23 protein-coding genes and 2 pseudogenes are annotated in these 23509 nt (G+C 56.8%); 11 read left to right on the top strand and 14 right to left on the bottom strand.

Going from position 1 to position 23509, the window contains the following annotated elements; genetic code table 11:
• Positions 1-311: 311 nt before the first annotated feature.
• Both DXA66_RS08350 and DXA66_RS08345 read right to left on the bottom strand, forming a co-directional pair.
• Positions 312-773, bottom strand: coding sequence for a threonine/serine exporter family protein (locus tag DXA66_RS08350; RefSeq protein ID WP_097778267.1), 462 nt, complete (start codon positions 771-773; stop codon positions 312-314).
• A complete protein-coding gene (locus tag DXA66_RS08345) occupies positions 770-1540 on the bottom strand; it encodes a threonine/serine exporter family protein (RefSeq protein WP_118528147.1) in 771 nt (256 codons plus the stop codon). The genes DXA66_RS08350 and DXA66_RS08345 overlap by 4 nt, the downstream gene beginning before the upstream one ends.
• A gap of 425 nt (positions 1541-1965) precedes the next feature.
• Here DXA66_RS08345 and DXA66_RS08340 point away from each other — a divergent pair, with 425 nt between their 5' ends.
• A complete protein-coding gene (locus DXA66_RS08340; protein ID WP_097778265.1) occupies positions 1966-2436 on the top strand; it encodes an Hsp20/alpha crystallin family protein in 471 nt (156 codons plus the stop codon).
• Positions 2437-2546: 110 nt separating this feature from the next.
• On the opposite strand, the gene DXA66_RS08335 is transcribed toward DXA66_RS08340, so the two are convergent.
• Positions 2547-2675 carry an oxaloacetate decarboxylase gene (locus DXA66_RS08335; protein WP_097782029.1) on the bottom strand — a complete coding sequence of 43 codons (129 nt, stop codon included), beginning with the start codon at positions 2673-2675 and terminating at the stop codon, positions 2547-2549.
• A gap of 13 nt (positions 2676-2688) precedes the next feature.
• A complete protein-coding gene (locus DXA66_RS08330) occupies positions 2689-3819 on the bottom strand; it encodes a sodium ion-translocating decarboxylase subunit beta (protein ID WP_118528145.1) in 1131 nt (376 codons plus the stop codon).
• Between the two features lie 280 nt (positions 3820-4099).
• Here DXA66_RS08330 and DXA66_RS08325 point away from each other — a divergent pair.
• The 6 genes and pseudogenes from DXA66_RS08325 to DXA66_RS14545 form a co-directional block, all read left to right on the top strand.
• Positions 4100-4246: pseudogene (locus DXA66_RS08325) on the top strand (relaxase); the annotation flags it as partial.
• Between the two features lie 194 nt (positions 4247-4440).
• A complete protein-coding gene (locus tag DXA66_RS08320; protein WP_118528143.1) occupies positions 4441-7287 on the top strand; it encodes an ATP-binding protein in 2847 nt (948 codons plus the stop codon).
• A gap of 416 nt (positions 7288-7703) precedes the next feature.
• Positions 7704-9209: a DNA methylase gene (locus DXA66_RS08315; RefSeq protein ID WP_118528141.1), complete on the top strand. Its 1506-nt coding sequence runs from the start codon at positions 7704-7706 to the stop codon at positions 9207-9209.
• On the top strand, positions 9190-9687 hold the full coding sequence (locus DXA66_RS08310; RefSeq protein ID WP_118528139.1) for a hypothetical protein: 498 nt from the start codon (positions 9190-9192) through the stop codon (positions 9685-9687). Before DXA66_RS08315 ends, DXA66_RS08310 begins: the two co-directional genes overlap by 20 nt.
• Positions 9688-9897: 210 nt before the next feature.
• Positions 9898-10374: a peptide-methionine (S)-S-oxide reductase gene (locus tag DXA66_RS08305; protein ID WP_118528137.1), complete on the top strand. Its 477-nt coding sequence runs from the start codon at positions 9898-9900 to the stop codon at positions 10372-10374.
• 4 nt (positions 10375-10378) lie between these two features.
• Positions 10379-10474: pseudogene (locus DXA66_RS14545) on the top strand (sugar O-acetyltransferase); the annotation flags it as partial.
• 107 nt (positions 10475-10581) lie between these two features.
• Here the strand turns inward: DXA66_RS14545 and fabZ are convergent.
• The 10 genes from fabZ to acpP all read right to left on the bottom strand — a co-directional run bounded on the left by fabZ (position 10582) and on the right by acpP (position 19162).
• Complete coding sequence (gene fabZ, locus DXA66_RS08295; RefSeq protein WP_118528135.1) at positions 10582-11052, bottom strand: 3-hydroxyacyl-ACP dehydratase FabZ; 471 nt, start codon at positions 11050-11052, stop codon at positions 10582-10584.
• 3 nt (positions 11053-11055) lie between these two features.
• On the bottom strand, positions 11056-12294 hold the full coding sequence (gene fabF, locus DXA66_RS08290) for a beta-ketoacyl-ACP synthase II (protein ID WP_118528133.1): 1239 nt from the start codon (positions 12292-12294) through the stop codon (positions 11056-11058).
• Positions 12295-12309: 15 nt separating this feature from the next.
• Entirely contained in the window at positions 12310-13059 is a 750-nt protein-coding gene (gene fabG / locus DXA66_RS08285) for a 3-oxoacyl-[acyl-carrier-protein] reductase (RefSeq protein WP_097778259.1), read from the bottom strand.
• Positions 13056-13988 (bottom strand): ACP S-malonyltransferase, encoded by a 933-nt coding sequence (gene fabD / locus DXA66_RS08280; RefSeq protein ID WP_118528131.1) that lies wholly within the window; start codon positions 13986-13988, stop codon positions 13056-13058. The genes fabG and fabD overlap by 4 nt, the downstream gene beginning before the upstream one ends.
• Entirely contained in the window at positions 13985-15052 is a 1068-nt protein-coding gene (locus DXA66_RS08275) for a nitronate monooxygenase family protein (RefSeq protein ID WP_118528129.1), read from the bottom strand. The genes fabD and DXA66_RS08275 overlap by 4 nt, the downstream gene beginning before the upstream one ends.
• The gene (locus DXA66_RS08270) at positions 15046-15981 is read right to left on the bottom strand and encodes a DUF561 domain-containing protein (protein WP_118528127.1); all 936 of its coding nucleotides are present in this window, start codon (positions 15979-15981) and stop codon (positions 15046-15048) included. The genes DXA66_RS08275 and DXA66_RS08270 overlap by 7 nt, the downstream gene beginning before the upstream one ends.
• 178 nt (positions 15982-16159) lie before the next feature.
• Positions 16160-17104 carry a beta-ketoacyl-ACP synthase III gene (locus tag DXA66_RS08265; RefSeq protein ID WP_005939758.1) on the bottom strand — a complete coding sequence of 315 codons (945 nt, stop codon included), beginning with the start codon at positions 17102-17104 and terminating at the stop codon, positions 16160-16162.
• A complete protein-coding gene (locus tag DXA66_RS08260; RefSeq protein ID WP_118528126.1) occupies positions 17101-18054 on the bottom strand; it encodes an acetyl-CoA carboxylase carboxyltransferase subunit alpha in 954 nt (317 codons plus the stop codon). The genes DXA66_RS08265 and DXA66_RS08260 overlap by 4 nt, the downstream gene beginning before the upstream one ends.
• Positions 18051-18923, bottom strand: a complete 873-nt coding sequence (gene accD, locus DXA66_RS08255; RefSeq protein WP_097774750.1) for an acetyl-CoA carboxylase, carboxyltransferase subunit beta — start codon at positions 18921-18923, stop codon at positions 18051-18053. The genes DXA66_RS08260 and accD overlap by 4 nt, the downstream gene beginning before the upstream one ends.
• Positions 18924-18934: 11 nt before the next feature.
• Positions 18935-19162: an acyl carrier protein gene (acpP, locus tag DXA66_RS08250; RefSeq protein ID WP_005939770.1), complete on the bottom strand. Its 228-nt coding sequence runs from the start codon at positions 19160-19162 to the stop codon at positions 18935-18937.
• Positions 19163-19405: 243 nt separating this feature from the next.
• Here acpP and DXA66_RS08245 point away from each other — a divergent pair, with 243 nt between their 5' ends.
• The 4 genes from DXA66_RS08245 (at position 19406) to DXA66_RS08230 (ending at position 23316) form a co-directional block, all read left to right on the top strand.
• Positions 19406-20086, top strand: coding sequence for a GntR family transcriptional regulator (locus tag DXA66_RS08245; protein WP_097778254.1), 681 nt, complete (start codon positions 19406-19408; stop codon positions 20084-20086).
• Positions 20087-20260: 174 nt separating this feature from the next.
• Positions 20261-21721 carry an NAD(P)/FAD-dependent oxidoreductase gene (locus DXA66_RS08240; RefSeq protein WP_118528125.1) on the top strand — a complete coding sequence of 487 codons (1461 nt, stop codon included), beginning with the start codon at positions 20261-20263 and terminating at the stop codon, positions 21719-21721.
• 3 nt (positions 21722-21724) lie between these two features.
• The gene (locus DXA66_RS08235; protein WP_118528124.1) at positions 21725-22957 is read left to right on the top strand and encodes an NAD(P)/FAD-dependent oxidoreductase; all 1233 of its coding nucleotides are present in this window, start codon (positions 21725-21727) and stop codon (positions 22955-22957) included.
• Entirely contained in the window at positions 22954-23316 is a 363-nt protein-coding gene (locus tag DXA66_RS08230) for a DUF1667 domain-containing protein (protein WP_118528123.1), read from the top strand. The genes DXA66_RS08235 and DXA66_RS08230 overlap by 4 nt, the downstream gene beginning before the upstream one ends.
• Positions 23317-23509: the final 193 nt, after the last annotated feature.

The following is a 23509-nucleotide window of genomic DNA, read 5'->3' as shown; positions in this document are numbered from 1 at the left end:
TTCCCGATTGACAATTTGGCTTTTGCACGAAAAAATACGGTGATTTGTATAAAAAAGATTCCATGGATTTAAAAAAGTATGATTCTTTTGCGGACTTTGGCACTCTGCTATGGACGCTGCTGATAAACGGCGCGGTATAGAACAGTGGCGTGCTCGGGAGAAGGCAAAAAAAGGAGAGCTGAAAGGCTCCCCGGAAAGCCCTTCAGAATGAGCGTCAAAAGCGATTTTATCAAAATGTTATAACAATATTGCCCCTGTCAGCTGTGTGGGATGAAACCAAAGCTGACAGGGGCATTTTTCAATGTGGAAGATCACTGCTTTCCCGAAGAACGGATTGCAAGTGCGTGCAGCTTCCGGCTCAAATCGGCCAGACACCATGCGATTGCCATACCGCCGGCAATTCCAAGAGCGGCCAGAAAGGTCTGCTCTCCGAAATGCCCTGCAGCAGACAAATCATTGGAGACGACTGCGTTCATGCAGTAGTAGAGGGTGCTTCCGGGAATGAGAGGAATGGCAGCGGTGATGAAGAAAGGCGTAGAGGGTGCATTGCAGCATCGGGCAAGAATTTCGGCATACAGAGCGGTACAGAAACCGGCCAACAGATTGGCAAGAAAGACGCTGCGCAGGGTGTTGGCGGCAAGAAGATAAGCCAGCCATGCCAGAAGTCCGCCTACACCGGCGGCGGGTAAGTAGCGCCGGTTCAGATTGAAGATCAGTCCAAAACCGACCGAACCAAGGGCAGCACTGAGCAACTGCGAAAAAACCTGTATCATGCGGAAATCCCTCCCATCAACCAGATGGCGGCCATTATGCCGAGTGCAAGGGTGGCGGCCATCAGAATGGCTTCCACCAGCCGAAGAGAGCCGGAAATAATGTCCCCAAGTAGGATGTCCCGGATGGAATTTGTCAGCATGATGCCGGGAATCAGCAGCATGATGATGCCAATCAGAACTTTATCGGCATGAAACTGCATCCCAAAGCGGCAGAGCAGCAGAGTGGAGACACCGCTGAGAAATGATGCTATAAACTGAAATTCTACGCCATTCATACAAAAAGGCGAGAGATAGCGCTCCATCCAGCAAATCAGAACGGCAATACCGCCGGCCAGCAGGCCGTCCCAGAGATTTCCACCAAAGAAAATGGCAAAACTGGAAGCAGCCAACACACTGCCGGTAAGATGCAGTTTTGGGTCCGGATGCTGTGCCAGAATGTCATTCAGCTGGCGCTGAAACTCTTCTATGGAAGGAGGTGCTGTGCAGATACGGCGGCTGAGCGCATTGAGCTTTTCCAATGTCAGCAGGTCATTGCTGGCAGCGTGACGCAGGCGGCGGGTCTCGGTCTGCGGCGGCAGCGAGGGCATGGTAAGCGTGACCACGATGCTGGATGTGATCACGAATACATTCACATCTTCTGCCCCATAGGCGATTGCGATCCGGTTCAAAGTGTCCTCAACGCGGAATACTTCTGCGCCACTGTTTTGTAAAGCTTCGCCCATTCGGACCAGAATGTGGAGAAAATGACTGATCTCGGTCTCTTCCACAATATCACGCTCTTTTCATCTCGGTTTCTACATTATTATAGCGGGTGGACCGGCAGAACGCAAGACGCTGCAAGGACAGAGAGACTTTTTGACAACTGCATTGTTTACGCGGGCAATGGATCGTCTGGTTCTGAAGAAACGGCTTGCATCCGTTCTGTCACAGCGAAAGACTACGATCAGAGAAGAAAAAATTGAATCCAGTGCAAACGATTTTGCCGAGAATTGCATGAAATATTATAAAAGTATTATTCTTTTATGAATTTTAGCACTCTACTATTGACACTGCTAATAAACAGTGTTATAACAGTGGCGTGCTCAGGAGAAAGGGGCATGAGGGAACCGCAAGGCTCCCGGGAAGACTCCGCTCCTGATGCACGATCTTGATTTTATGCCCGACCCGAACGCCGGGATTGGAGGGTTGTTTTATGTTTATGCCTGCTGTTTTCCATGAAAATCTGTTCGATGATTTCTTTGATCCGTTCTGGAACGACGGTGCGCTGGAGCGTGCAATGAATCGTGAAGAGCGTGAAGCCTTCGGCAAGCGCGGCGCAAACATGATGAAAACCGATGTGAAGCAGACCGCCGATGGCAACTATGATGTGGCTGTTGACCTGCCCGGCTGCAAGAAGGAAGACGTTCAGATGGAACTGAGCGACGGCTACCTGACCATTCAGGCCGTCCGCAGCCACTCCAATGATGAGAAGGACAACGATGGCCGTTATCTGCGCCGTGAGACCTTCTCCGGTACCTGTGCCCGCAGCTTCTATGTGGGTGATGCCGTGAAGAAGGAGGACATCCACGCAAAGTTCGAGGATGGCATCCTGCACATCGTGCTGCCCGCACCGCAGCAGCAGAAGGCTCTGCCTGCGAATCCCAATCTCATTGAAATCGAATAACGTTTGTGCACCGGTGTGAGGAACACCGGCGCATAGAACCAGCCCCCGGAGAACCGTAAAAAGCTCTTCGGGGGTTTTTGTGTTCTGACATCTCTACTTGATGGGATGAATTATTTCCGACTTGTCAGCCGGTTGAGCAGCATCACAGCCAGAACAATGACACCAATGACGAGAAGAATGCCGACCATGCCGATGAGCATCATGGGCAGGGTGGTCATCCACGAAGAAAGATGAAGCATAAGTGTACCTCCGTTAAGCCATCAGGGTCAGAATCAGGCCGCCTGCAATGACGGATGCGATCTGCCCCGAAACGTTGACGCTGATGGAGTACATCAGCAGGAAATTCTGGTTATCTTCTTCCAATCCCATCTTGTTGACCACACGGCCACTCATGGGGAAGGCGGAGATGCCGGCTGCACCGATCATCGGGTTCAGTTTTTTGCCTTCGGGCAGGAACAGGTTCAGCAGCTTTGCAAACAGCACGCCGCCTGCGGTATCAAAAACGAAGGCTACCAGACCCAGTGCAAGGATGAGCAGGGTATCGGGCCGGACAAACTTGTCAGCGGTCATCTGTCCGGCCACGGTCAGGCCCAGCACGATGGTGATGAGGTTTGCTAGCACATTCTGCGCGGTTTCGCTGAGGGCATTCAGTACGCCGCACTCCCGCAGCAGGTTGCCGAACATCAGAAAACCAACTAGAGCTACGCTGGCAGGAGCTACCATACCGGCAATGATGGTTACCACAATGGGGAACAGGATCTTCGTCAGCTGGCTGACATTGCCCTTTTCATAGGGCATCCGGATGCGGCGGTCCTTCTGGGTGGTCAGCAGTTTAATGACCGGCGGCTGCACGATGGGCACCAGAGCCATGTAACTGTACGCTGCCACCATGATGGCACCAAGGTACTGGGAGTTGAGGGTGTTAGCTACAAAAATGGCGGTGGGACCGTCCGCTGCACCAATGACAGCGATGGAAGCAGCATCCTTCAAATCAAAGAAGAAGCCTGCCAGAAACAGGGTGAAGAAAATACCAAACTGCGCTGCGGCACCAAAGAGCATGAGCCACGGCTTTTCCAGCAGGGGGCCAAAGTCGATCATAGCACCAATGCCGATGAAAAGCAGCAGGGGAAACAGCTCGTTGGACATGCCTGCTTCAAACAGGGCGGAAATGGGGCCTACGGTATCGCCCTGCGTGATGGCACCGGACAGCGGCAGATTGACCAGAATGGCTCCGAAGCCCATGGGCAGCAGCAGGCTCGGCTCCATCTTTTTGGCGATGGCAAAGTAGATGAGCAATGCACCAATGCCCCACATCACCACCATCTGCCAAGTCAGGTTTCCAAAATTGGAAAATAGACTTGCGAATGTGTTCAGAAAGTTCATAGTTTTCTTGCCTCCTATTGTGCTCCGGTACGGTGACAAGAAAAAAGAGACTCCTGCCACAGCACCTTGTCTGTGACAAAAGTCTCAAGCGAACACATGACATCGGGCATTTCTGCCGTGATGACGCTGCCATGCAGCAGTCTCCCGAAGAATAAGCCGGAACACTGCCCTTTACTCCCTTTTATCAGATGTATTAAAACAGAATATGGGAAAACTGTCAAGAAAAATACAGAAATCTTTTCTGTATCTTATGAGGGTCTTTCCGCTGTGGTTCACGCAAGCTGATTACAGCAAGGCCTTTCTGGAAGCTCACCGGGAGGCAATCACCCTGCACAAGGCGGCGAAAGCTGCCTTTGACGAAGCCGGGCTGCAAAAACTGCTGAAGGTCAAGGAGTTGGATGCAGAGTTCGCAGAACTTCTGACCAAATAGTGTTCACAAGCATAAACTCTTGAAATGCTTCTGTCATAATGTTACAATACATGCTAGATACGTTGGTATATATACTGTTCAAAAAGCTGCTGACAACAGGATGCGATCAAGGCTGCCATGAACTTCTTGAAACCTGTGCAATGGAAATAAAACGGAATGAGACCGTCTAGGGCGGAGAAAGATTGGATGAAATGAAAAACTCTGGAATGAGCGAAACCATGCGCTCCCTGACACGGAAAAGCGTCTGTGCGCTGCTGAGTCTGCTGCTGTTGCTGTCAGTCGTGCTCCCTGTGAAGGCTGTCGCAGAAACCGCCCCAATAAAGATCATCCGCGTCGGCTCGTTTGAGGACACCTTCAACTATTGCAACGAGAAGGGCGCAAGAAAGGGCTACGGCTACGAATTACTGCAGACCTTATCCGGCTATACAGGCTGGCAGTTCGAATATGTGACCTGCGACTGGTCAGACTGCTTCGAAAAGCTCAAAAACGACGAAATCGACATCATGGGCGGTATTTCTTATACGGAGGATCGCGCTGAGGAAATGCTGTTTTCGGACGAGCCGATGGGGGAAGAAAAATATTACCTCTACGTCGATCTTTCGCGTGCAGACATCTCCGCCTCCAACTTCAAAACGCTGAACGGCAAAAAGGTCGGTGTTCTGATGGGAACGGAACCGGAAGTGATGCTGACCGAATGGGAGGAAAAATACGGCATAAAAACGCAGCACGTCAACATCTCCAACAACGAGGATGTGAAGCAAAAGCTGGCAAACCACGAGATCGACTGCTTTGTTTCGCTGGAAGAATCCTTATGGGCAGAGCTTGGCATCTCGACCATAACCCGCGTGGGAAAATCCAGCATCTACTATGTGCTCAACAAAGACCGTTCTGATCTCAAGGAAGAACTGGACAATGCGATGCGCGCGTTGGACGAAGCGGCTCCTTTTTATACAGCGGATCTGTGTAAAAAGTATTTCTCGCTGGATTATAAGCCCATCCTTACGGGAGAGGAAAAGGCGTGGCTCAGAAAGCACGGTGCGATCCGAATGGGCTTTCTGACGAGTGATCGCGGCGTCAGCACCTATGACCCTGCCACCGGGGAGATTACCGGGACAATCACGGATTATATTCAGTTTGCAACAGATTGTCTGGGCAATCAGGAGCTGGAATTCCATCTGGTCGGCTATGACGACAAAGAGGCGGAACTCAATGCGCTGAAATCAGGCGAGATCGACATGGTCTTCCATTTCGACCAGAGTCCCAATCTGGCTGAAGAATATCGCGTTGCCTGCACCAACACAACGTGGACCTCCAATATGATGGCGGTCACGAACAAACAGCTCTTTATCGAAAACGAAGTGAACCGCGTTGCCGTTCCCCAAAACAAGATTTCCCTAACAAGGTACATTGCGTTTTATTATCCGCAGTGGGAAATCGTGGACTGCGATACACAGGAGGATGCGATAAAACTGGTCAAGGACGGACAGGCAGACTGTTTTGTCACCGGGATCAGCAGTGAGGGAAATTACAGTAAGAAATACGGCTTTTACAGCGTTCCGCTGCCTAACCCTGCCAATTCCTGCTTTGCGGTCAATAGCGGAAACCGCAGCCTGCTGTCCATCCTGAACAAAACGATCAAGGCAATGCCAGCCAATATGCTTACCAGCTCTCTGGCGATGTATAAGAGCTCCTCGCGGAAGGTTACCCTGATCGATTTTATAAAGGATAACTTCTTTATGGTTCTGCTGGTCAGCAGCATTGCGGTTGCAGTTGTTCTGCTCACGATTTTGAAGCTGCTCCAGAAGGCGCGTAAAGCCGAAGCTGCTGCAAGAAAAGCCGCAAACGATACGCAGGAACTGAATGCAAAATTGCAGGTCGCTGTGGAAAACGCGGAGAGTGCGAACCGCGCCAAATCCACCTTCCTGTTCAATATGTCGCATGATATCCGCACGCCCATGAACGCCATTATCGGCTATGCAGACCTTGCCTCCCGGCATCTGGACGACCCTGCAAAGCTGGAAAAATACATGGAGAACATTCAGGTGTGCGGACAGAACCTGCTGATGCTGCTGAACAACGTTCTGGATCTTGCCCGGATCGAGAATGACAAGACGGAGATGGAGTATTCTGTTTCGGATGTCGATAAGGATTTCCGTAATTGCGTTGCGATGTTCCAGAATCAGGCAGACAGCAAGGGGCAGACGCTTACGGTGACAGCACATCTGCTGTATCCGTATGTCTATGCGGATATTCCGCACCTGACCGAGGTCTGTACAAACCTTGTCAGCAACGCGGTCAAATACACGGGAGCCGGCGGCACGATCCACTGCGATGTCACGCAGAAGCCCGGCAAAAAAGAGGGCTGGGGCGATATGGTGGTCACGGTTGCCGATAACGGCATCGGAATGTCGCAGGAGTTCCAGAAGCATATCTTTGAACCCTTTGAACGGGAACGTACTTCCACCGTCAGCAAGGTGGAGGGCAGCGGCATCGGAATGGGCATTGTGAAAAAACTGGTTGAGCTGATGAGCGGCACCGTGGAAGTGGAGAGCAAGATCGGTGTTGGTTCCAAGTTTACTGTGACCATTCCCTGCCGCATTGCGTCCGGGGATGAAACACAGGCGAAACGAGAAACAAACCCTTCGGATCAAAAGTGCCTGTGCGGTACAAGGATCCTGCTGACCGAGGACAACGACCTCAATGCGGAGATCGCCGTCGAACTGCTGCGGGAAGAGGGCTGCACGGTAGACCGCGCCAAAGACGGCGTGGAATGTGTGGATATGCTGGAAAAGGCTGCGAACGGAACGTATCAGATGATCCTTATGGATATCCAGATGCCTGTGATGAACGGCTACGATGCGGCAAAGAAGATACGGAGGATGGATGACCCCCAAAAGGCGGGCATCCCTATCATCGCCATGACGGCAAATGCTTTTTCCGAAGATAAACAGGCAGCATTGGATGTCGGAATGAACGATCATATCGCAAAGCCGATCAATATGAATATCCTTGTGCCGACCATCCAGAAATACCTTTGATGCGGACAGAAAGTTTTGCATAAGAACCTCCGCAGGCCGTAATGCACCCGCTAAACGAATACCGCCGAGGAACTTTTCCGGTTGGAAGATGTCCTCAGCGGTATTTTCAGTTTATATATGTGGCACAGGCAGATGGAAAGCTCTGCGGCTATTGCAGAGAGGATTTCTGCAACACCGAAAACGGACGGATGATCGTGGAGCTGTATCTGGGCAAACAGGGACATCACATTTTGAGGAATCTTGTATTAAACAGGGCAGCAGCCCTTAAAAAGAGTGACAGCGTTTCAGATTGAAATGCTTTCACTCTTTTTTGTTGTCTGAATCACAGATAAAATAGCCGCTTCATCTTGAAAACAGCGTAAAGATTTATTATAATAAGATAAATGGTTGTGCCTTATACAAAGGAGGGCTGAAGTATGGCAGCGCCGCGCACCTATCTGGCAATCGACCTGAAAAGCTTCTATGCCTCGGTGGAGTGCGTAGACCGCCATCTGGACCCCCTGACCACCAATCTCGTGGTGGCAGACGCATCCCGCACGGAAAAGACCATCTGCCTTGCGGTGTCGCCCTCCTTAAAGGCATATAAGATACCCGGAAGAGCGCGGCTGTTTGAAGCTGTCCAGCGGGTGAAAGAGGTCAACGCCCAGCGGCTGCAGACTGCCATCCGGCAGAAAAAGGCAGTTCGGGGAGAGGATGGCAAGTACCACTTTGCCAGCACCTCTTTCGATGCCAACGCCCTGAACGCAGACCCGGCGCTGGGCTTGAGCTACATCGTTGCACCGCCCCGGATGCAGCGGTATCTGGACGTGTCCACCCAAATCTACAAAACTTACCTCAAATATGTGTCCCCGGCAGACATCTACCCCTACTCCATCGACGAGGTTTTTATTGATGTGACGGGCTATCTGCCCTATTACCACATGAGTGCCCATGAACTTGCCATGACCATGGTGCGGGAGGTGCTGTACAACACCGGCATCACCGCAACGGCAGGCATCGGCACCAACCTCTACCTTGCAAAGCTGGCCATGGACATCGTAGCCAAGCACATCCCGGCGGACAAGGATGGTGTCCGCATTGCGGAGCTGGACGAGCAGTCCTATCGGTATCTGCTGTGGAACCACAGACCTCTGACGGATTTCTGGATGACCGGTCCCGGAACAGTGAAAAAGCTGGAAGCACACGGCATTTATACAATGGGGGACTTGGCACGGTTTTCTATCCACGGAGAAGATCGACTGTATGAGATTTTCGGCGTAGATGCAGAGATCCTTATTGACCACGCATGGGGCTGCGAGCCCTGCGGCATAGAGCAAATCAAAAGCTACAAGCCCAGCACCAACAGCATCAGCGAGGGGCAGGTGCTGACCTGCCCTTACCCCAACGATAAGGCAAAGCTCATTGTCCGGGAAATGGCGGAAATCTTGATGTTCCGGCTCACCGAAAAAAAGCTGGTGACGGAATCCATCACCTTGGAAGTAGGCTACGACCGGGAGAATGTGGACAAGGGCGGCTACCGTGGTCTGACCCAGACCGACCGCTACGGCAGAATCATCCCCAAGGCGGCACACGGCACCGTCCGGTTTGAGGTCCCCACCAATCTGGGCAGCACCCTCATCAACGAAAGCGCAAAGCTGTTTGAGCGTATCACCGACCCGGCGCTGACGGTGCGGCGCATTACCATCAATGCCAACAAGGTCACCCCGGACGAGGGCATCTATCAGGTGGACTTTTTCACCGACACCAAGAAGCTGGAAAAGGAGAAAAAACTCCAGCAAGCCATGCTGGGCATCAAGAACAAGTACGGCAAAAACGCTGTGCTGAAAGCCAGCAGCTACGAGGAGGGTGCCACCATGCGCCAGCGCAATGCGCAGATCGGCGGTCACAGCGCAGGAGGTTCGGATGAAAAACTACAAAAATAGCAAAATTGGGCGGGAGACCGCCCAAAAGTACGGGGACATCATAGAGATGGAACGCCCCCGGACGGAAGAATCCCTTCGCAAGCACCCCCGCATGACCCTTCAGAACCGTGCCAAAATCTTTTCGCCCTTCTCTCCGCTGCGGGGCTATGACGAGCAGCTTGCCGCAGAAAAGCAGCGCACCGAGCGGGTGACCAAGCGCATTTTGACCGAGGAAGAAATGTCGGCTCTGTCCGATCGTCTGATACAGGTCACCAAGGGCATGACCATCACAGTGCGGTACTTCAAGGAGGACACCGCCCACCCGGAGATTCCGGCAGTGGGCAACTATATCACACTGACAGGAAAAGCAGACCGCATCGACCCGGTGTTCCGCACCCTACAGGTGGGCAATACCGTGGTGCCCTTTGAAAATCTGGTGAAACTCGGCGGGGAGGGTATCATGGACATTGATGCGTATCTGGGCATCGGAGAAGAATGAGATGAGAGAAAATGCTGAAAGCGATTTTTATGGGGACAGCTCTTTCAGTAAAATGACCTCAAAAGAAGCAAAACGCACATAAAGCGGCCCCGGAGAGCTGCGATAAGCCCTCCGGGGCCATTTTTGTTTTCCGACATCTTTCCGACAGTGGGAAAGCGTGGTAGAATAGGAGCAAAGCTGATATATGATCAACAGGAGGGGAAAATCAAGATGGAAACGGTCTATATCGCAGGCGGATGCCTTTGGGGCGTACAGCATTTTTTTGACACAGTGCCTGGTGTACAGATGACTGAAGCCGGCAGAGCCAACGGAACAACGAGTTCTCTGGATGGCCCATACGATGGATATGCAGAATGCGTAAAAGTGGTCTATGATGAGAAAAGCACAAGCATTTCAGAACTGATGGCACACCTGTTTGAGATCATCGACCCCTACAGCCTGAACAAACAGGGCGTGGACGTTGGAAAAAAGTACCGGACAGGGCTGTACAGTACAGATCCCAGACATCTGGAAGAAGCAAGAGCTTTTATAAACGGCCGGGAGGACCGGGACAAGATCATGCTGGAAGTGCTGCCGCTGACAAATTATGTCCGGAGCGCTGAGGAGCATCAGCACCATCTGGAACGGCACCCTGAAGACTGCAGTTACTGCCATATCCCGGATGCTGTCCTGAACAAATACAGATGATGCAGGCTCGGTGATCGGTGCCGGAAGCGTGGTGCCCCATGACATTCCGGCGGGGGTCATTGCTGCGAGCGCGCCCTGCAGGGTGATCCGGCCCACCTGATGATGGTTCTGGATGTGGCGCTTGGCTGAGAGAGCGAAGCGGCTTCTCAATGGCAAAATAACGAAAAAAACACCCCTGTGAGCTTTTTTAAACTCACAGGGGTGTTGTTAGGCGTTGGGGTCGGTCAGCACAAAGGTCAGCTCGGCGGTGGCGGCGCACTTGCCGTCCACCCATGCCGAGGCTTTGCCCACGCCCACCGGGCCGTGCTGCTCTACCAGTTCACAGTGCAGGGTGAGCACATCGCCGGGGGTGACCTGTTTGCGGAAACGGGCATTCTTGATGCCGCCGAAGAGGGCCAGTTTGCCCTTGTTCTCCGGCAGGCTGAGCGCCGCAACGGCACCGGTCTGGGCCAGTGCTTCCAGAATGAGCACTCCCGGCATCACCGGCTGGCCGGGAAAATGCCCGCAGAAAAATTCCTCGTTGCGGCTCACGCACTTGCGGCCGATGGCCCACTGGCCCGGCTCATAGTCCAGAATGCGGTCCACAAGGGCAAAGGGGTAGCGGTGCGGCAGAAGTGCCGCGATCTGCTCACTGTTCAGGGCGTTTGCGTCTGCACGCACGGTGCGGGGTTCTGCCATGGGTCAGCCCTCCCATCTGCGCAGGGCGATGCAGGCGTTGTGCCCGCCAAAGCCCAGACTGTTGCTCAGTGCGTAGGTCATGGCCTGTGCACGGCCAGCGTTCGGCACATAGTCCAGATCACATTCGGGATCGGGCTGATCATAGTGGATGGTGGGCGGCGCAAACTGGTCATGCAGGGCCAGTGCTGTAAATACGGCTTCGATGCCGCCCGCACCGCCCAGCAGATGGCCGGTCATGCTCTTGGTGCTCACCACAGTCAGCTGCTTTGCGTGTTCGCCGAACACTGCATGGATGGCGGCGGTCTCGCAGGCATCGTTCATGTGGGTGCCGGTGCCGTGGGCGTTGATGTGGTCCACCTGCTCCGGTGCGATGCCTGCATCCGCCAGCGTCAGCGCCATGCAGTCGATGGCACCTGCGCCGCCGGGGGCGGGGGCGGTGAAGTGGTAGGCATCGCAGTTGGCACCGTAGCCCACCACCTCGGCGTAGATGTGCGCACCGCGGGCACGGGCATGCTCCAGCTCTTCCAGCACCAGCACGCCGCTGCCTTCGCCCATCACGAAGCCGCCGCGCCGTGCGTCAAAGGGCAGGCTGGCTGCATCCGGATCGGTCGCGGTGGAAAGCGCTTTCATGCTGGTAAAGCCGCCGATGCCCAGAGGGCTGATGCAGCTCTCTGCACCGCCGCAGACCATGGCGGTCTCGTAGCCGTCACGGATGCGGTGGAAGGCATCGCCTACGGCATTGGTGCCGCCGGCGCAGGCCGTCACCGGGCAGGTGCACATGCCCTTCAGACCAAAGCGGATGGCCACCTGTGCCGCTGCCATGTTGGCAATGGACATGGGCACGAAATAGGGGCTTACCTTTTCCATGCCCTTCTCTTCACCACGGGTGTGCTGCTCCTCAATGGTGGGCAGACCGCCGATGCCGCTGGAAAGGATGACACCGATCTGTTTGGCTTCCGCTTCGGTGTCCAGACCGCTGTCTGCAACTGCTTCGGCGGCGGCAGCAAGGGCCAGAACGGTAAAGCGGGCCATCTTGCGGGCTTCCTTTTTGTCCACGATGGTTTCCGGGTCAAAGCCCTTCACCTCGCCTGCCAGCTTGCATTTAAAATCGGTGGTATCGAACTGGGTAATGGGGCCGATGCCGCATTTGCCCGCTTTGGCAGCGGCCCAGCTGTCGGCGGTGTTGTTGCCCAGCGGGTTCACGGTGCCAAGGCCGGTGATCACGACTCTGCGTTTTTCCATGAGAGTTTTCTCCTTTTACATTGCCATGCCGCCGTCTGCACAGAGCACCTGCCCGGTGAGATAGCTGCTTTGTTCTGCGGCGAAAAATGCCACTGCATTTGCCACATCCTCCGGCTTTCCTGCGCGGCCTGCGGGGATGCCCTTTGCCATTTCGGCACGGACGGCTTCCGGCAGGGCGGCGGTCATGTCGGTCTCGATAAAGCCCGGCGCGACCGCATTCACGGTTACATTGCGGCTTGCCAGCTCGCGGGCAAGGCTTTTGGTCAGGCCGATCAGGCCCGCCTTGCTGGCGGCGTAATTGGTCTGACCCGCGTTGCCCCGCAGGGCCACCACACTGGAAAGGTTCACGATGCGGCCCCAGCGCTGGCGCACCATGCGGCGGGCGGCCTCCTTGCAGCAGAGGAACGCACCCTTGAGGTTTGCGTTCAGCACTGCATCGAAGTCCTCTTCGCTCATGCGCAGGATCAGATTATCGCGGGTAATGCCCGCGTTGTTCACAAGGATATCCACCCGGCCAAAGGCGTTCACCGCCTGTTCAAAGAGCGCTTTGCAGCCCTCGGCAGTGGAAACATCGGCCTGCACAGCCACGGCATTTGCGTTTTCAGCTTTGCACAGAGCCACCGTCTCGGCAGCTGCAGCTTCGCCGTGGCAGTAATTCACCACGACATTGCAGCCCTGCTTTGCCAGCTGGATGCACACAGCCCGGCCAATGCCCCGGCTTCCGCCGGTGACAACGGCGGTGCGAGTGATCGTTTCTTCGCTCATAGCTCTTCCTTCCATGCTGTCAGTGCGGCGCTCAGCTGCTCCGGGGTCTCCACCGAAGCGCAGACCACGCCGGGCAGGGTCTTTTTCACAAAGCCAGCCAGAGCACTGCCCGGGCCGACTTCCAGAATATGGTCTACGCCCAGCTCACCAAGGCGGCGGAGCGTATCTTCCATGTAAACGCTGCTCTGTACCTGCTTCACGAGCAGGGCGGGAATGCTGTCCTGCTCAGCTTTTTCATGGCCAAGGCAGTTGAACAGCACCGGCACCTGCATCTCGCCAAAGGGCTCAGACGCAAAACGCTTTGCCAGTGCATCCCCGGCGGGGGCCATGAGGCGGGTGTGGAACGGGCCGCTCACCTTGAGCGGGATGCAGCGGCGGGCACCGGCTTCTTTGGCCAGTGCAGCGGCTTTGTCCACAGCGGCTTTCTCGCCGCCGATGACCAGCTGGCCCGGGCAGTTGTAGTTGCAGATCTGCACACAGCCCAGCTGTGCAGCCTGCTCACAGCAGGCTGCAAGTGCCTGCCGGTCAAGGTTCAGCACGGCGGTCATGCCGCAGTCAATGCCCTTTGCAGCTTCGGCCATGGCTTTGCCGCGGTAAGCGGCCAGCTCGATGGCCTGCTTTGCGGTGAACACCCCGGCAGCTTCCAGCGCGGAGTATTCGCCCAGTGAAAGCCCGGCCACATAAGCGGGTTTCACGCCCTGCTGGGCCAGCACTGCGGTCACGCCGCAGGCAAAGGCCACCATGCAGGGCTGGGTGTATTCGGTTTGATTCAAAAGGCCGTCCGGGTCCTCAAAGCAGACGCGGTGCAGATCGAAGTCCAGCTCTGCACTGTCGAATGCCGCCCGGAACGCGGGAGAGCCTTCGTAAAATTCTTTGCCCATGCCGGGGTGCTGTGCCCCCTGACCGGCATATAAAACGGCAAGCTTCATTGATTTTGCCTCCATTCGGTCACAAGTTCATCCATCAGCTCCTGCACCGTGCGCATCCGGTCCAGCCTGCCCACGTTGGCCCCGCAGAAGAACAGGCCCTCCTCCACATTGCCCTTTACGGCTTCGATGAGCGCGTGGGTGATGCAGTAGGGCACCTTGGCGGGGTCGCAGGTCTTCAGGCAGCGGGCACAGTGCCGGGGAGGGAAGCGGGTCCCCTCTGCCAGCGCCTGCACCAGCGGGGTGTTCAGTGCACGGCCCGGCATTCCCACCGGGCTGTGGATGATCCGTACATCCTCGGGCCGGGCGTTCAGCAGAACGTCCTTGTAGCCCTGGGATGCGTCGCACTCGTAGGTGGTGATAAAGCGGGTAGCAAGCTGTACGCCCGCAGCGCCCATTGCGGTAAAGTGGGCCATATCGGCACCGGTGTACACGCCGCCTGCCACAAACACGGGGATGCTGTGGCCAAATTGTGCTTCAAAGGGCTTTACCTCGGCCAGCACCTCGGGCAGGATGTCGTCGAGGGTCTGGCATTTGCCTGCCAGCAGATCATCTTCGGCAAAGCCGAGGTGTCCGCCTGCCTTGCAGCCTTCGATCACCACAAAATCAGCGGTGCGGCCAAACTCTTTGGCCCAGCGGCGCAGGATGAGCTTTGCGGCTCTTCCGCTGGAAACGATGGGCGCAATGGCAACATCCGTTGTGCCCACGATGCCGGGCAGCTCCAACGGCAGGCCCGCGCCGGACACCACCGCGTCCACGCCCGCTTCCACAGCGGTGCGGATCGCGGCCGCATAATCCTGCGTTGCCACCATGGCGTTGATGGCTACCATACCGGCACCCTTTGCGAGCTCCTTCGCCTTCCGGATCTCAGCGGTCAGGGCACGGTGATTGGCGCTTGCCGGGTCACGGGCAAAGTCCGGCTCCCGGTAGCCTGCATCGGCGGTGGAGATGCACCCCATGCCGCCGCAGGCTGCAACAGCACCGGCCAGCCCGCCAAGGGAAACGCCCACACCCATGCCGCCCTGTAAGATGGGCACAGACAGGGTCTTTCTGCCGAGGGTCAGCATTCGGTGCTCAGCGCGGCAATGCGCTGCCTCCCGCCGTTCCACAGGTCTGCAAGAATATCCGCCACCGGGCGCACCTCGTGCAGCATGCCTGCCACCTGACCGGCCATCAGGCTTCCGGTGGTGGTGTCGCCCTCAAACACGGCGCGGCGCAGGCTGCCAAGGGTGTACTTTTCCAGCTCCATCTTGTCGGCACCGGCGTTTTCCTGCCGGACATATTCGCGGCTCATTCGGTTTTTCAGCACTCGCACCGGCGCACCCACGCTTCGGCCGGTCACGATGGTATCGCTGTCCTTGGCCTTGAGCAGGGCGGCTTTGTAGTTTTCATGGATGGGACACTCCTCGCTCACCAGCAGGCAGGTGCCCACCTGCACACCGCAGGCGCCCAGAGCCAGAGCTGCTGCCAGCTGACGGCCATCGGCGATGCCGCCTGCCGCAATGACCGGAATGCTGACGGCATCCACCACCTGCGGCACCAGCGCCATGGTAGCCATTTCGCCCACATGGCCGCCGCTCTCGGTGCCCTCAGCAATGACGGCATCGATGCCCAGCGGCTCCAGATGCTTTGCCAGCACGGCGGCGGCGACAACCGGGATCACCTTGATGCCTGCCGCTTTCCACGCGGGGATATATTTGCCCGGGTTGCCTGCACCGGTGGTTACAACGGGCACGCCCTCTTCCACCACGATCTTGGCAAACTCATCTGCCTGCGGATGCATGAGCATGATGTTCACGCCAAAAGGCTTGTCGGTCAGCTCTTTGCAGCGGCGGATGTTCTGGCGCAGGGTGTCGGTGTTCATGCCGCCCGCACCGATGATGCCCAGCGCACCCGCGTTGGAGCAGGCGGCGGCAAACTCGCCGGTGGCAATGTTGGCCATACCGCCCTGAATGATGGGGTATTTTGTGCCTAAAATTTCATTTAAAAGTTTCATAGTTTTATCCTATCGGTAAGCGTCCCCGCCCTCTCAGTCTCGCTCTGCTCGACAGCTTTCCCAAGGGGAGAGCCCTTGGCAGTACGGTATACTTTTCGGTTTTGCCAAAGGCTCCCACTTTTGGGGAGCTGTCACCGAAGGTGACTGAGAGGGCGAGCCCGTTTGCCGAACATGATTTTTACTCTTTGTATTGAAAAATTGCGCCGCCCCATGTCAGGCCGCCGCCAAAGCCGATGCAGGCCAGAAGCTGGCCCGGCTGCAGCTGCCCGTTCTCGGCAAGCTCGTTCAGGGCTACCGGGATGCTGGCGGCGCTGGTGTTGCCGTGGCGGTCCATGTTCTTGTAGAACTTTGCCGGGTCGGCCTTCAGCGCCCGCACGCAGTGGTCGATGATGCGGCTGTTGGCCTGATGGCAGACCACCCACTCAAGATCATCGAGGGTCAGCTGTGTTTCATCCAGCACAGTGTGCAGGCACTTGGGCAGGGCATCCACTGCAAAGCGGAATACGGCCTTGCCGTCCATGGTGATGGGCGCAGAACCTGTGCGGTTCGGCCCGCCCGCATGGAGAACATCGCTGCCGCGCGCGCCCAGCGTCAGAGCAAAGGGAGTGTCCGACAGCTGAAAAATGGCAGCACCGGCTCCATCCCCAAACAGTACACAGGTGGAGCGGTCGGCGGGGTCCATCAGGCGGGAAAGGGCTTCGCACCCAATGACGAGGGCATACTGTCCACCCAAAGTTGTCAGCAGTCCCCGCGCCACGGCTATGCCGTAGAGGAAGCCGGAACAGGCCGCGTTGACATCCAGCGCAGGCCGGTCCTCGGGAAGGCCCAGCGCCGCCTGCACCTGACAGGCTACACTGGGGGTCGCGTCTGGGGCGGACAGGGTGGCACAGATGCAGCACCCGATCTGCGCAGGGGCAAGGCCGCTGCGGGCCAAAGCCTGCTTTGCGGCGGAAATGGCCAGCGTGGCGGCAGATTCATCCTCCGTGCACCAGTGCCGGGTGCGGATGCCGGTGCGGCTGGTGATCCACTCGTCACTGGTATCCACCATGCGGCTCAGATCTTCGTTGGTGACCGTTCGGCCGGGGATGGCCCCGCCGGTGGCGATCAGCTGTAAACCACTCATGCGTTCCTCGTTTCTCCGATCTGGCGGTATTTTTTATAGCGCTGGTCGGCCAGCTGGCGGCCGCTCATGCGGCACAGCTCTTTCAGGTGCACCCGCAAAGCAGCATCCAACTGTTCAAACAAGGCTGCGTGGCTGCGCTGTGCGCCGCCCAACGGTTCCGGGATCACCTGCTCCACGATGCCATCGCTGTACAGATCCTGCGCGGTCAGCTTCATCATCTCGCAGGCTTCGCCGCTGCGGGAAGCATCCTTCCACAGAATGCTGGCAAAACCCTCGGGGCTGAGCACCGAGTAAACGGCATTTTCCAGCATGAGGATGTGGTTTGCCACACCCAGTGCCAGCGCACCGCCGGAAGAGCCTTCGCCGGTGACAACGGCAATGACCGGCACGGTCAGGCCGCTCATTTCCATCAGGTTGCGTGCAATGGCTTCGCCCTGACCGCGCTCCTCGGCATCCTTGCCGGGGTAAGCGCCCGGCGTGTCAATGAAGGTGATGATGGGCCGGCCAAACTTTTCGGCCTGCTTCATCAGGCGCAGGGCCTTGCGGTAGCCCTCCGGCCCCGGCATACCAAAGTTACAGGCCAGATTTTCTTCCAGTGTGCTGCCCTTGCGGTGGCCGATGACCGTCACCGGCAATCCGTGAAAACGGGCGATGCCGCCCAGAATGGCAGGGTCTTCCTTGCACTGACGGTCGCCGCGCTGCTCAAAGAAGTCGGTGAACAGGGCAGAAACAGTCTCATCAATGTGGGGGCGCTCCGGGTGCCGGGCCAGAAACACCCGATCCTCGGCGGTCAGCGGGCCGCAGGTGCGCAGGATCTCGTCCTCTTCCACAGCCAGCTCTGCCAGCTCGGAGGCATGGGCCGTGATGGCATCCATCTCGTTGCCGCTGCCTTTCAGCGCGGCGATCTGGGCATCCAGCGGAGCCAGCTGCTCTAAAATTTCCTTGATCATTCGTGTTTTCCTCCTGCATGGAGCTGCAAGACCTGGATCAGGGTATCCCGCAGCTGGCTGCGGGGCACCACCTGATCCACAAAGCCGTGCTCCATCTGGAACTCGCTGCGCTGGAATCCGGCAGGCAGCTTTTCGCCAATGGTCTGCTCAATGACCCGCGGACCTGCAAAGCCGATCAGCGCGCCAGGCTCTGCCAGCATGATGTCGCCAAGGCTTGCAAAGCTGGCCGTCACACCGCCGGTGGTGGGGTGGGTGAGCACACTGATGTACAACCCGCCCTTTGCCGAAAAGCGCTGGATGGCGGCACTGGTTTTTGCCATCTGCATCAGGCTGAAAATGCCCTCCTGCATCCGCGCGCCGCCGCTGGCCGAAAAAATAACCAGCGGCAGGTGCTTTGCGGCGGCGTACTCGATGGCGCGGGTGATCTTGTCGCCCACGGCAGTGCTCATGCTGCCCATGAAAAAGCGGCTGTCCAGCACGGCAGCCACGCAGGCCACCCCGCCGATGCGGCCGGTGGCCGTTACAGCGGCTTCGCGCAGGCCGGTCTTGTTCTGGGCGGCGGCAAGCTTTTCACGGTAGCCCGGAAAATGCAGCACATCCTGCGGAGCAAGGTCGGCATCCAGTTCCCGGAAGCTGCCGTGATCCAGCACCAGACTGAGCCGGTAGTACCCGCCAATGGGCATGTGGTAGCCGCAGTTGGGGCAGACGTAAAGGCTTCTTGCCCACAGGGTGCGTGCGGCGCGGCGGCCGCACTGCTTGCACTCCACAAACTGCTGCTCGTGCCAGACGGCACCGGCATCCCGCTTGGCCTTCAGCTGGAAGGTGCGCTCCCGCATTCGGCCGGGAAAAAGATCTCGGATATCGTTCATTGCTTTTTGCCTCAGATATGTGCGGTGATGTAGTTGTAGATATCGCCCACGGTCTTGAGCTTTGCCAGCTCTTCGTCCGGGATGGACACGCCGCAGGCATCTTCCAGAGCCATGTTCAGCTCCACGGCATCCAGACTGTCGGCCTCCAGATCCTCGGTCAGGCTGGCCTCCATGGTCACCTTGTCCTCGTCGCAGTTCAGGGTATCAACAACGATCTTCTTCATTTCTTCAAACGTCATGGTAGTAGTCTCCTTTGATTTGTTTTGAATATCTAAATTTTTTGAAGTTTCTTGCGAACACGACCATTATAGCCGAATCGTTGGATAAGTCAAGAATAATAGTTAAAATATTTTATCTTTTACAATTCTGACACAGTTTTCTTCCTTTTATATATTGTCCTCTTTTACGCCGGTGTGCAGTGTGGTATACTTGACCCAGCAGTCTGAGAACAGTGTTTCCCTGTGAGGGAAAGGAGCCTTCCGATGATTACGATTTCAGAGCGCAGAGAGCATGAATCTGCAAAAAGTTTTGTTCTGCGGGTATTGATCGATAATATTATCAACACCCGTCTGGAGCCGGGTGAAAAACTGAACGAGCCGGAATTGTGCGAACAGCTGGGGGTGAGCCGCACCCCCTTCCGGGAAGCAGAGCTGGAGCTGGCGCAGCGGCGGCTCATTGAGATCCGTCCCAAGATCGGCACCTATGTTTCTCTCATCGATGCAGAGCTGGTGGAAGAAGTGCGCCATCTGCGCGCTGTGCTGGAAGCAGAGATCGCCCGCATGGCGTGCGAAAAGCTGACCCCGGCGGATATCGACCAGCTGTGGGAGAACGTGGCGCTCTGGCGCATGTACATTGAGCGTGCACAGGAAGAAAAGATCTTTGAGCTGGATAAGGGGTTTCATCGGCTGCTTTATGTGCAGTGCGGCTGCCCATACTGGTACGATCTGGTGGAAAATCTGGCTCCGCATTTTGACCGCACCACCATCCTCAGCTTCCGCTGCAGGCCCGCAAAAACGATCTACGAAGATCACGTCAGCCTGCTGAAAGCCATTGAACAGAAGGATGCGGCGGCAGCACACCGCATTGCCGGGCAGCATATGCAGCGCTACACGGAGAACCTTTCTGCGATCCGGGAAGCATTCCCACACTATTTCAAAGCCTGAAACAACCGTATCACGTTCAGAAATGCCGTATCTATGCCAAAAGATGCGGCATATTTTTGTGCAGCTTTTTTGCCGGAAACGGCTTGACAGAGATTATGAAATGTTATATATTTTAGCCAATGAAATATATAACATGAAAGCCGGATCTCCAAATCAGGAAGAAAGGTGGATACCATGAAAAAACAATACGATGTGGTCATCATCGGTGCGGGTGTCGTGGGCAGCGCCATTGCACGCGAACTTTCGCGCTACAAATTGAGCATTGCAGTGCTGGAAAAAAATCTGGATGTCTGCAACGAGACCAGCGGCCGCAACTCTGCGGTGGTGCACGGCGGCTTTGCTAACCCCATTGGAAGCCTGAAAGCAAAATGCTGCGTGGAAGGCAACAAGATCATGGGCCAGCTGGCCGAAGAGCTGAACTTCCCGTTCAAGCGCTGCGGCAAGGTGCTGGTTGGCAACACCCCCGAGGACATGGAGCAGCTGGAGCACACCATGAAGCAGGGTGCAATCAACGGCAGTACCGGCCTTGAGATGATCGATGAAGCAAAGCTGCACGAGCTGGTGCCAGCCGTGGTGGGCAAGTTTGCCATGTGGTCCAAAAACAGCGGCATCATGGACCCGTTCCTGTACACGGTGGCTCTGGCCGAGAACGCACACGCCAACAGCGTGGACTTCTTCTTTGACCACAAGGTAGAGGCTATCACCCGGGAAAATGAGCTGTACTACCTGCATACTGCCCATGGCGATTTCTGCACCCGCTGGGTGGTCAACGCCGCTGGTCTGGGCGCAAAGCAGATCTCCGACCTGCTGGGCCTGACCGGCTACCGTGTCATCGGCTCCCGCAGCAACTACATCATCCTGCACAAGCGCATGGGCAAGCTGCTGCCCATGCCGGTGTACCCGGTGCCCAGCAACACCTATATGGGCATCCACATCACCCCCACCGTGGATGGCAATGTGACTGTTGGCCCGGACGCGGAGAACACCGATGTGCTGGACGACTACGGTGTGCCGCAGGCCAACATGGACAGTCTGGCCGTGGAGGGCGCAAAGCTGTGGCCCCACATCTTCAAAAAGGATCAGATCCGCACCTTCGCCGGCATCCAGCCAAAGTGGGTGGACGAGAACGGTGCCATTCAGGACTGGAAGGTGGAGATCCGGGACGACGTGGCTCCCAATGCCGTCAACCTCGTGGGCATCGAGTCCCCGGGCCTGACCGGCAGCGTGCCGCTGGCCCGCTACGTCATCGGCCTGATGCTGGAGCACGAGAAGTTCGAGGTAAACCCCGACTTCGACCCGCACCACAAGGGCATCGTCAAGTTTGCCGAGTGCACGCCGGAACAGCAGGCCGAGCTCATCGCGCAGGACCCCGATTACGGCGAGATGATCTGCAGCTGTGAGGAAGTGACCAAGGCCGAGATCCTGCAGGCCATCCATAACCCGCTGGGCGTTTCCACCATGACCGGCATCAAGTACCGCACCCGCGCCATGATGGGTGGCTGTCAGGGCGGCTTCTGCCAGATGAAGATCGAACACTTCATTGAGCAGGAGCTGGGCACCGAGCCGGAGGATGTGCGTTACAGCCGTCAGGGTTCATGGCTACTCACCGGCAATATGCGGAAGGAGGAGAACTGAGCGATGGAACAGAAGGACGTTGTGATTATCGGCGGCGGCCCTGCAGGTCTTGCCGCAGCGGTGGAGCTGCACAAGCAGGGCATCCGCAACATGATCATTCTGGAGCGCGAGGCGATGCTGGGCGGCATCCTGCGCCAGTGCATCCATGACGGTTTCGGTCTGGGCCGCTTCGGCGAGAGCCTGTCCGGCCCGGAATATGCACAGGCGTTCATTGATGAAGTGAACAAGCGTGAGATCCCTTACGAGACCAGCGCCACGGTGTTGAGCCTGACGGCAGATCGTGTCGTCACGGCCTCCACCCGCAGCGGCCTGCGCCAGTATCAGGCAAAGGCTGTGGTGCTCGCCATGGGCTGCAAGGAGCGCAGCCGCGGCGCACTGGGCATTCCCGGCGAGCGTCCGGCGGGCGTGTTCACCGCGGGCACCGCGCAGGCTTACATGAACCTCTACAACCGGATGCCAGGCAAGGAGGTCGTCATCCTCGGTTCCGGCGATATCGGCATGATCATGGCACGCCGCATGACGCTGGAAGGCGCTCATGTGCAGGCAGTGTTCGAGCTGATGCCTTACCCCTCCGGCCTGCCGCGCAACATCGTGCAGTGTCTGGACGACTACAATATCCCGCTCTATCTCAGCCACACCGTCACCGAGATCCATGGCCGCGACCGTCTGACCGGCGTGACCATCTCCGAGGTGGATGCAAACCGTCGGCCCATCCCCGGCACCGAGAAGGAGTACAAGTGTGATACGCTGATCCTCTCCGTGGGCCTGATCCCGGAGAACAAGCTGCTGGAGGATGCCGGCATCGCCATTGACCCCCACACCAACGGCGCCTTCGTGGACGAGAACCTGCAGACCAACGTGCCCGGCGTGTTCTCTGCCGGCAATGTGCTGCATGTGCATGATCTGGTGGATTTTGTTTCCATGGAGTCCGAGGCACTGGCACGCCATGCTGCCGCCTACGTTGAGGGCAAGGGCATCGACCCCTGTACGCTGGACGTGAAGTGCGGCGAGGGCGTGGGCCACACCATTCCGCAGAAGGTCAGCGGAAAGAACGACTTCAGCCTTTCGCTGCGCGTGCGGAACCACTACCGTGACTGCCGCATCGTGGTGCGCCAGAACGGTGTGGAAGTTGCTGCCAAGAAGATGAAGAAAGCCATTCCTGCGGAGATGATCCAGTTCAAGGTCTCTGCTGCCAAGCTGCAGGAAACGGGCGCACTGGAGGTGTCGGTGGAATGAAAAAGCAATTTACCTGTATCGTCTGCCCCAACGGCTGCGAGATCGAAGCCGAAGTTGAAAATGGTCAGGTGATCTCGGTCACCGGTCACACCTGCCCCCGCGGCGAACAGTATGTCCGTCAGGAGCTGACTGCGCCCCGCCGCACCATCGCCAGCTCGGTGCTGATCAAGGGCGGCGAGCTGCCTGTTACCAGCGTGCGCCTGACCAAGGCCGTCCCCAAGGATATGATCTTCCCGGTGATGGACGAGATCCGCAAGGTGGTGCTGACAGCACCGGTCAAAGCGGGCACCATCGTGCTGCACAACGTCTGCGGGCTGGACAGTGACGTGATGGTCACCAAGAATGTGGATGCCTGCTGACCGGCTGAAATTAGGAGAGATAAAAAAACAGAAGGAGAAGTTCTGCAAAAAATCGGACCGAAGGAGCCTTTATGCACATGATAAAACTTGGAGTGTGCTCAAGGTCAAGAGGAAGATGATTTCTTTCCCGGCAGGACTGTGCTATACTGGAAAAAAGATCTCCGGGTGCAGCGCAAAAGCTGCTGCAGGGAAG

Source organism: Faecalibacterium sp. OF03-6AC (assembly GCF_003478175.1).
GTDB lineage: Bacteria > Bacillota > Clostridia > Oscillospirales > Ruminococcaceae > Faecalibacterium > Faecalibacterium taiwanense.
This window is presented reverse-complemented; position numbering and strand designations above follow the sequence as displayed.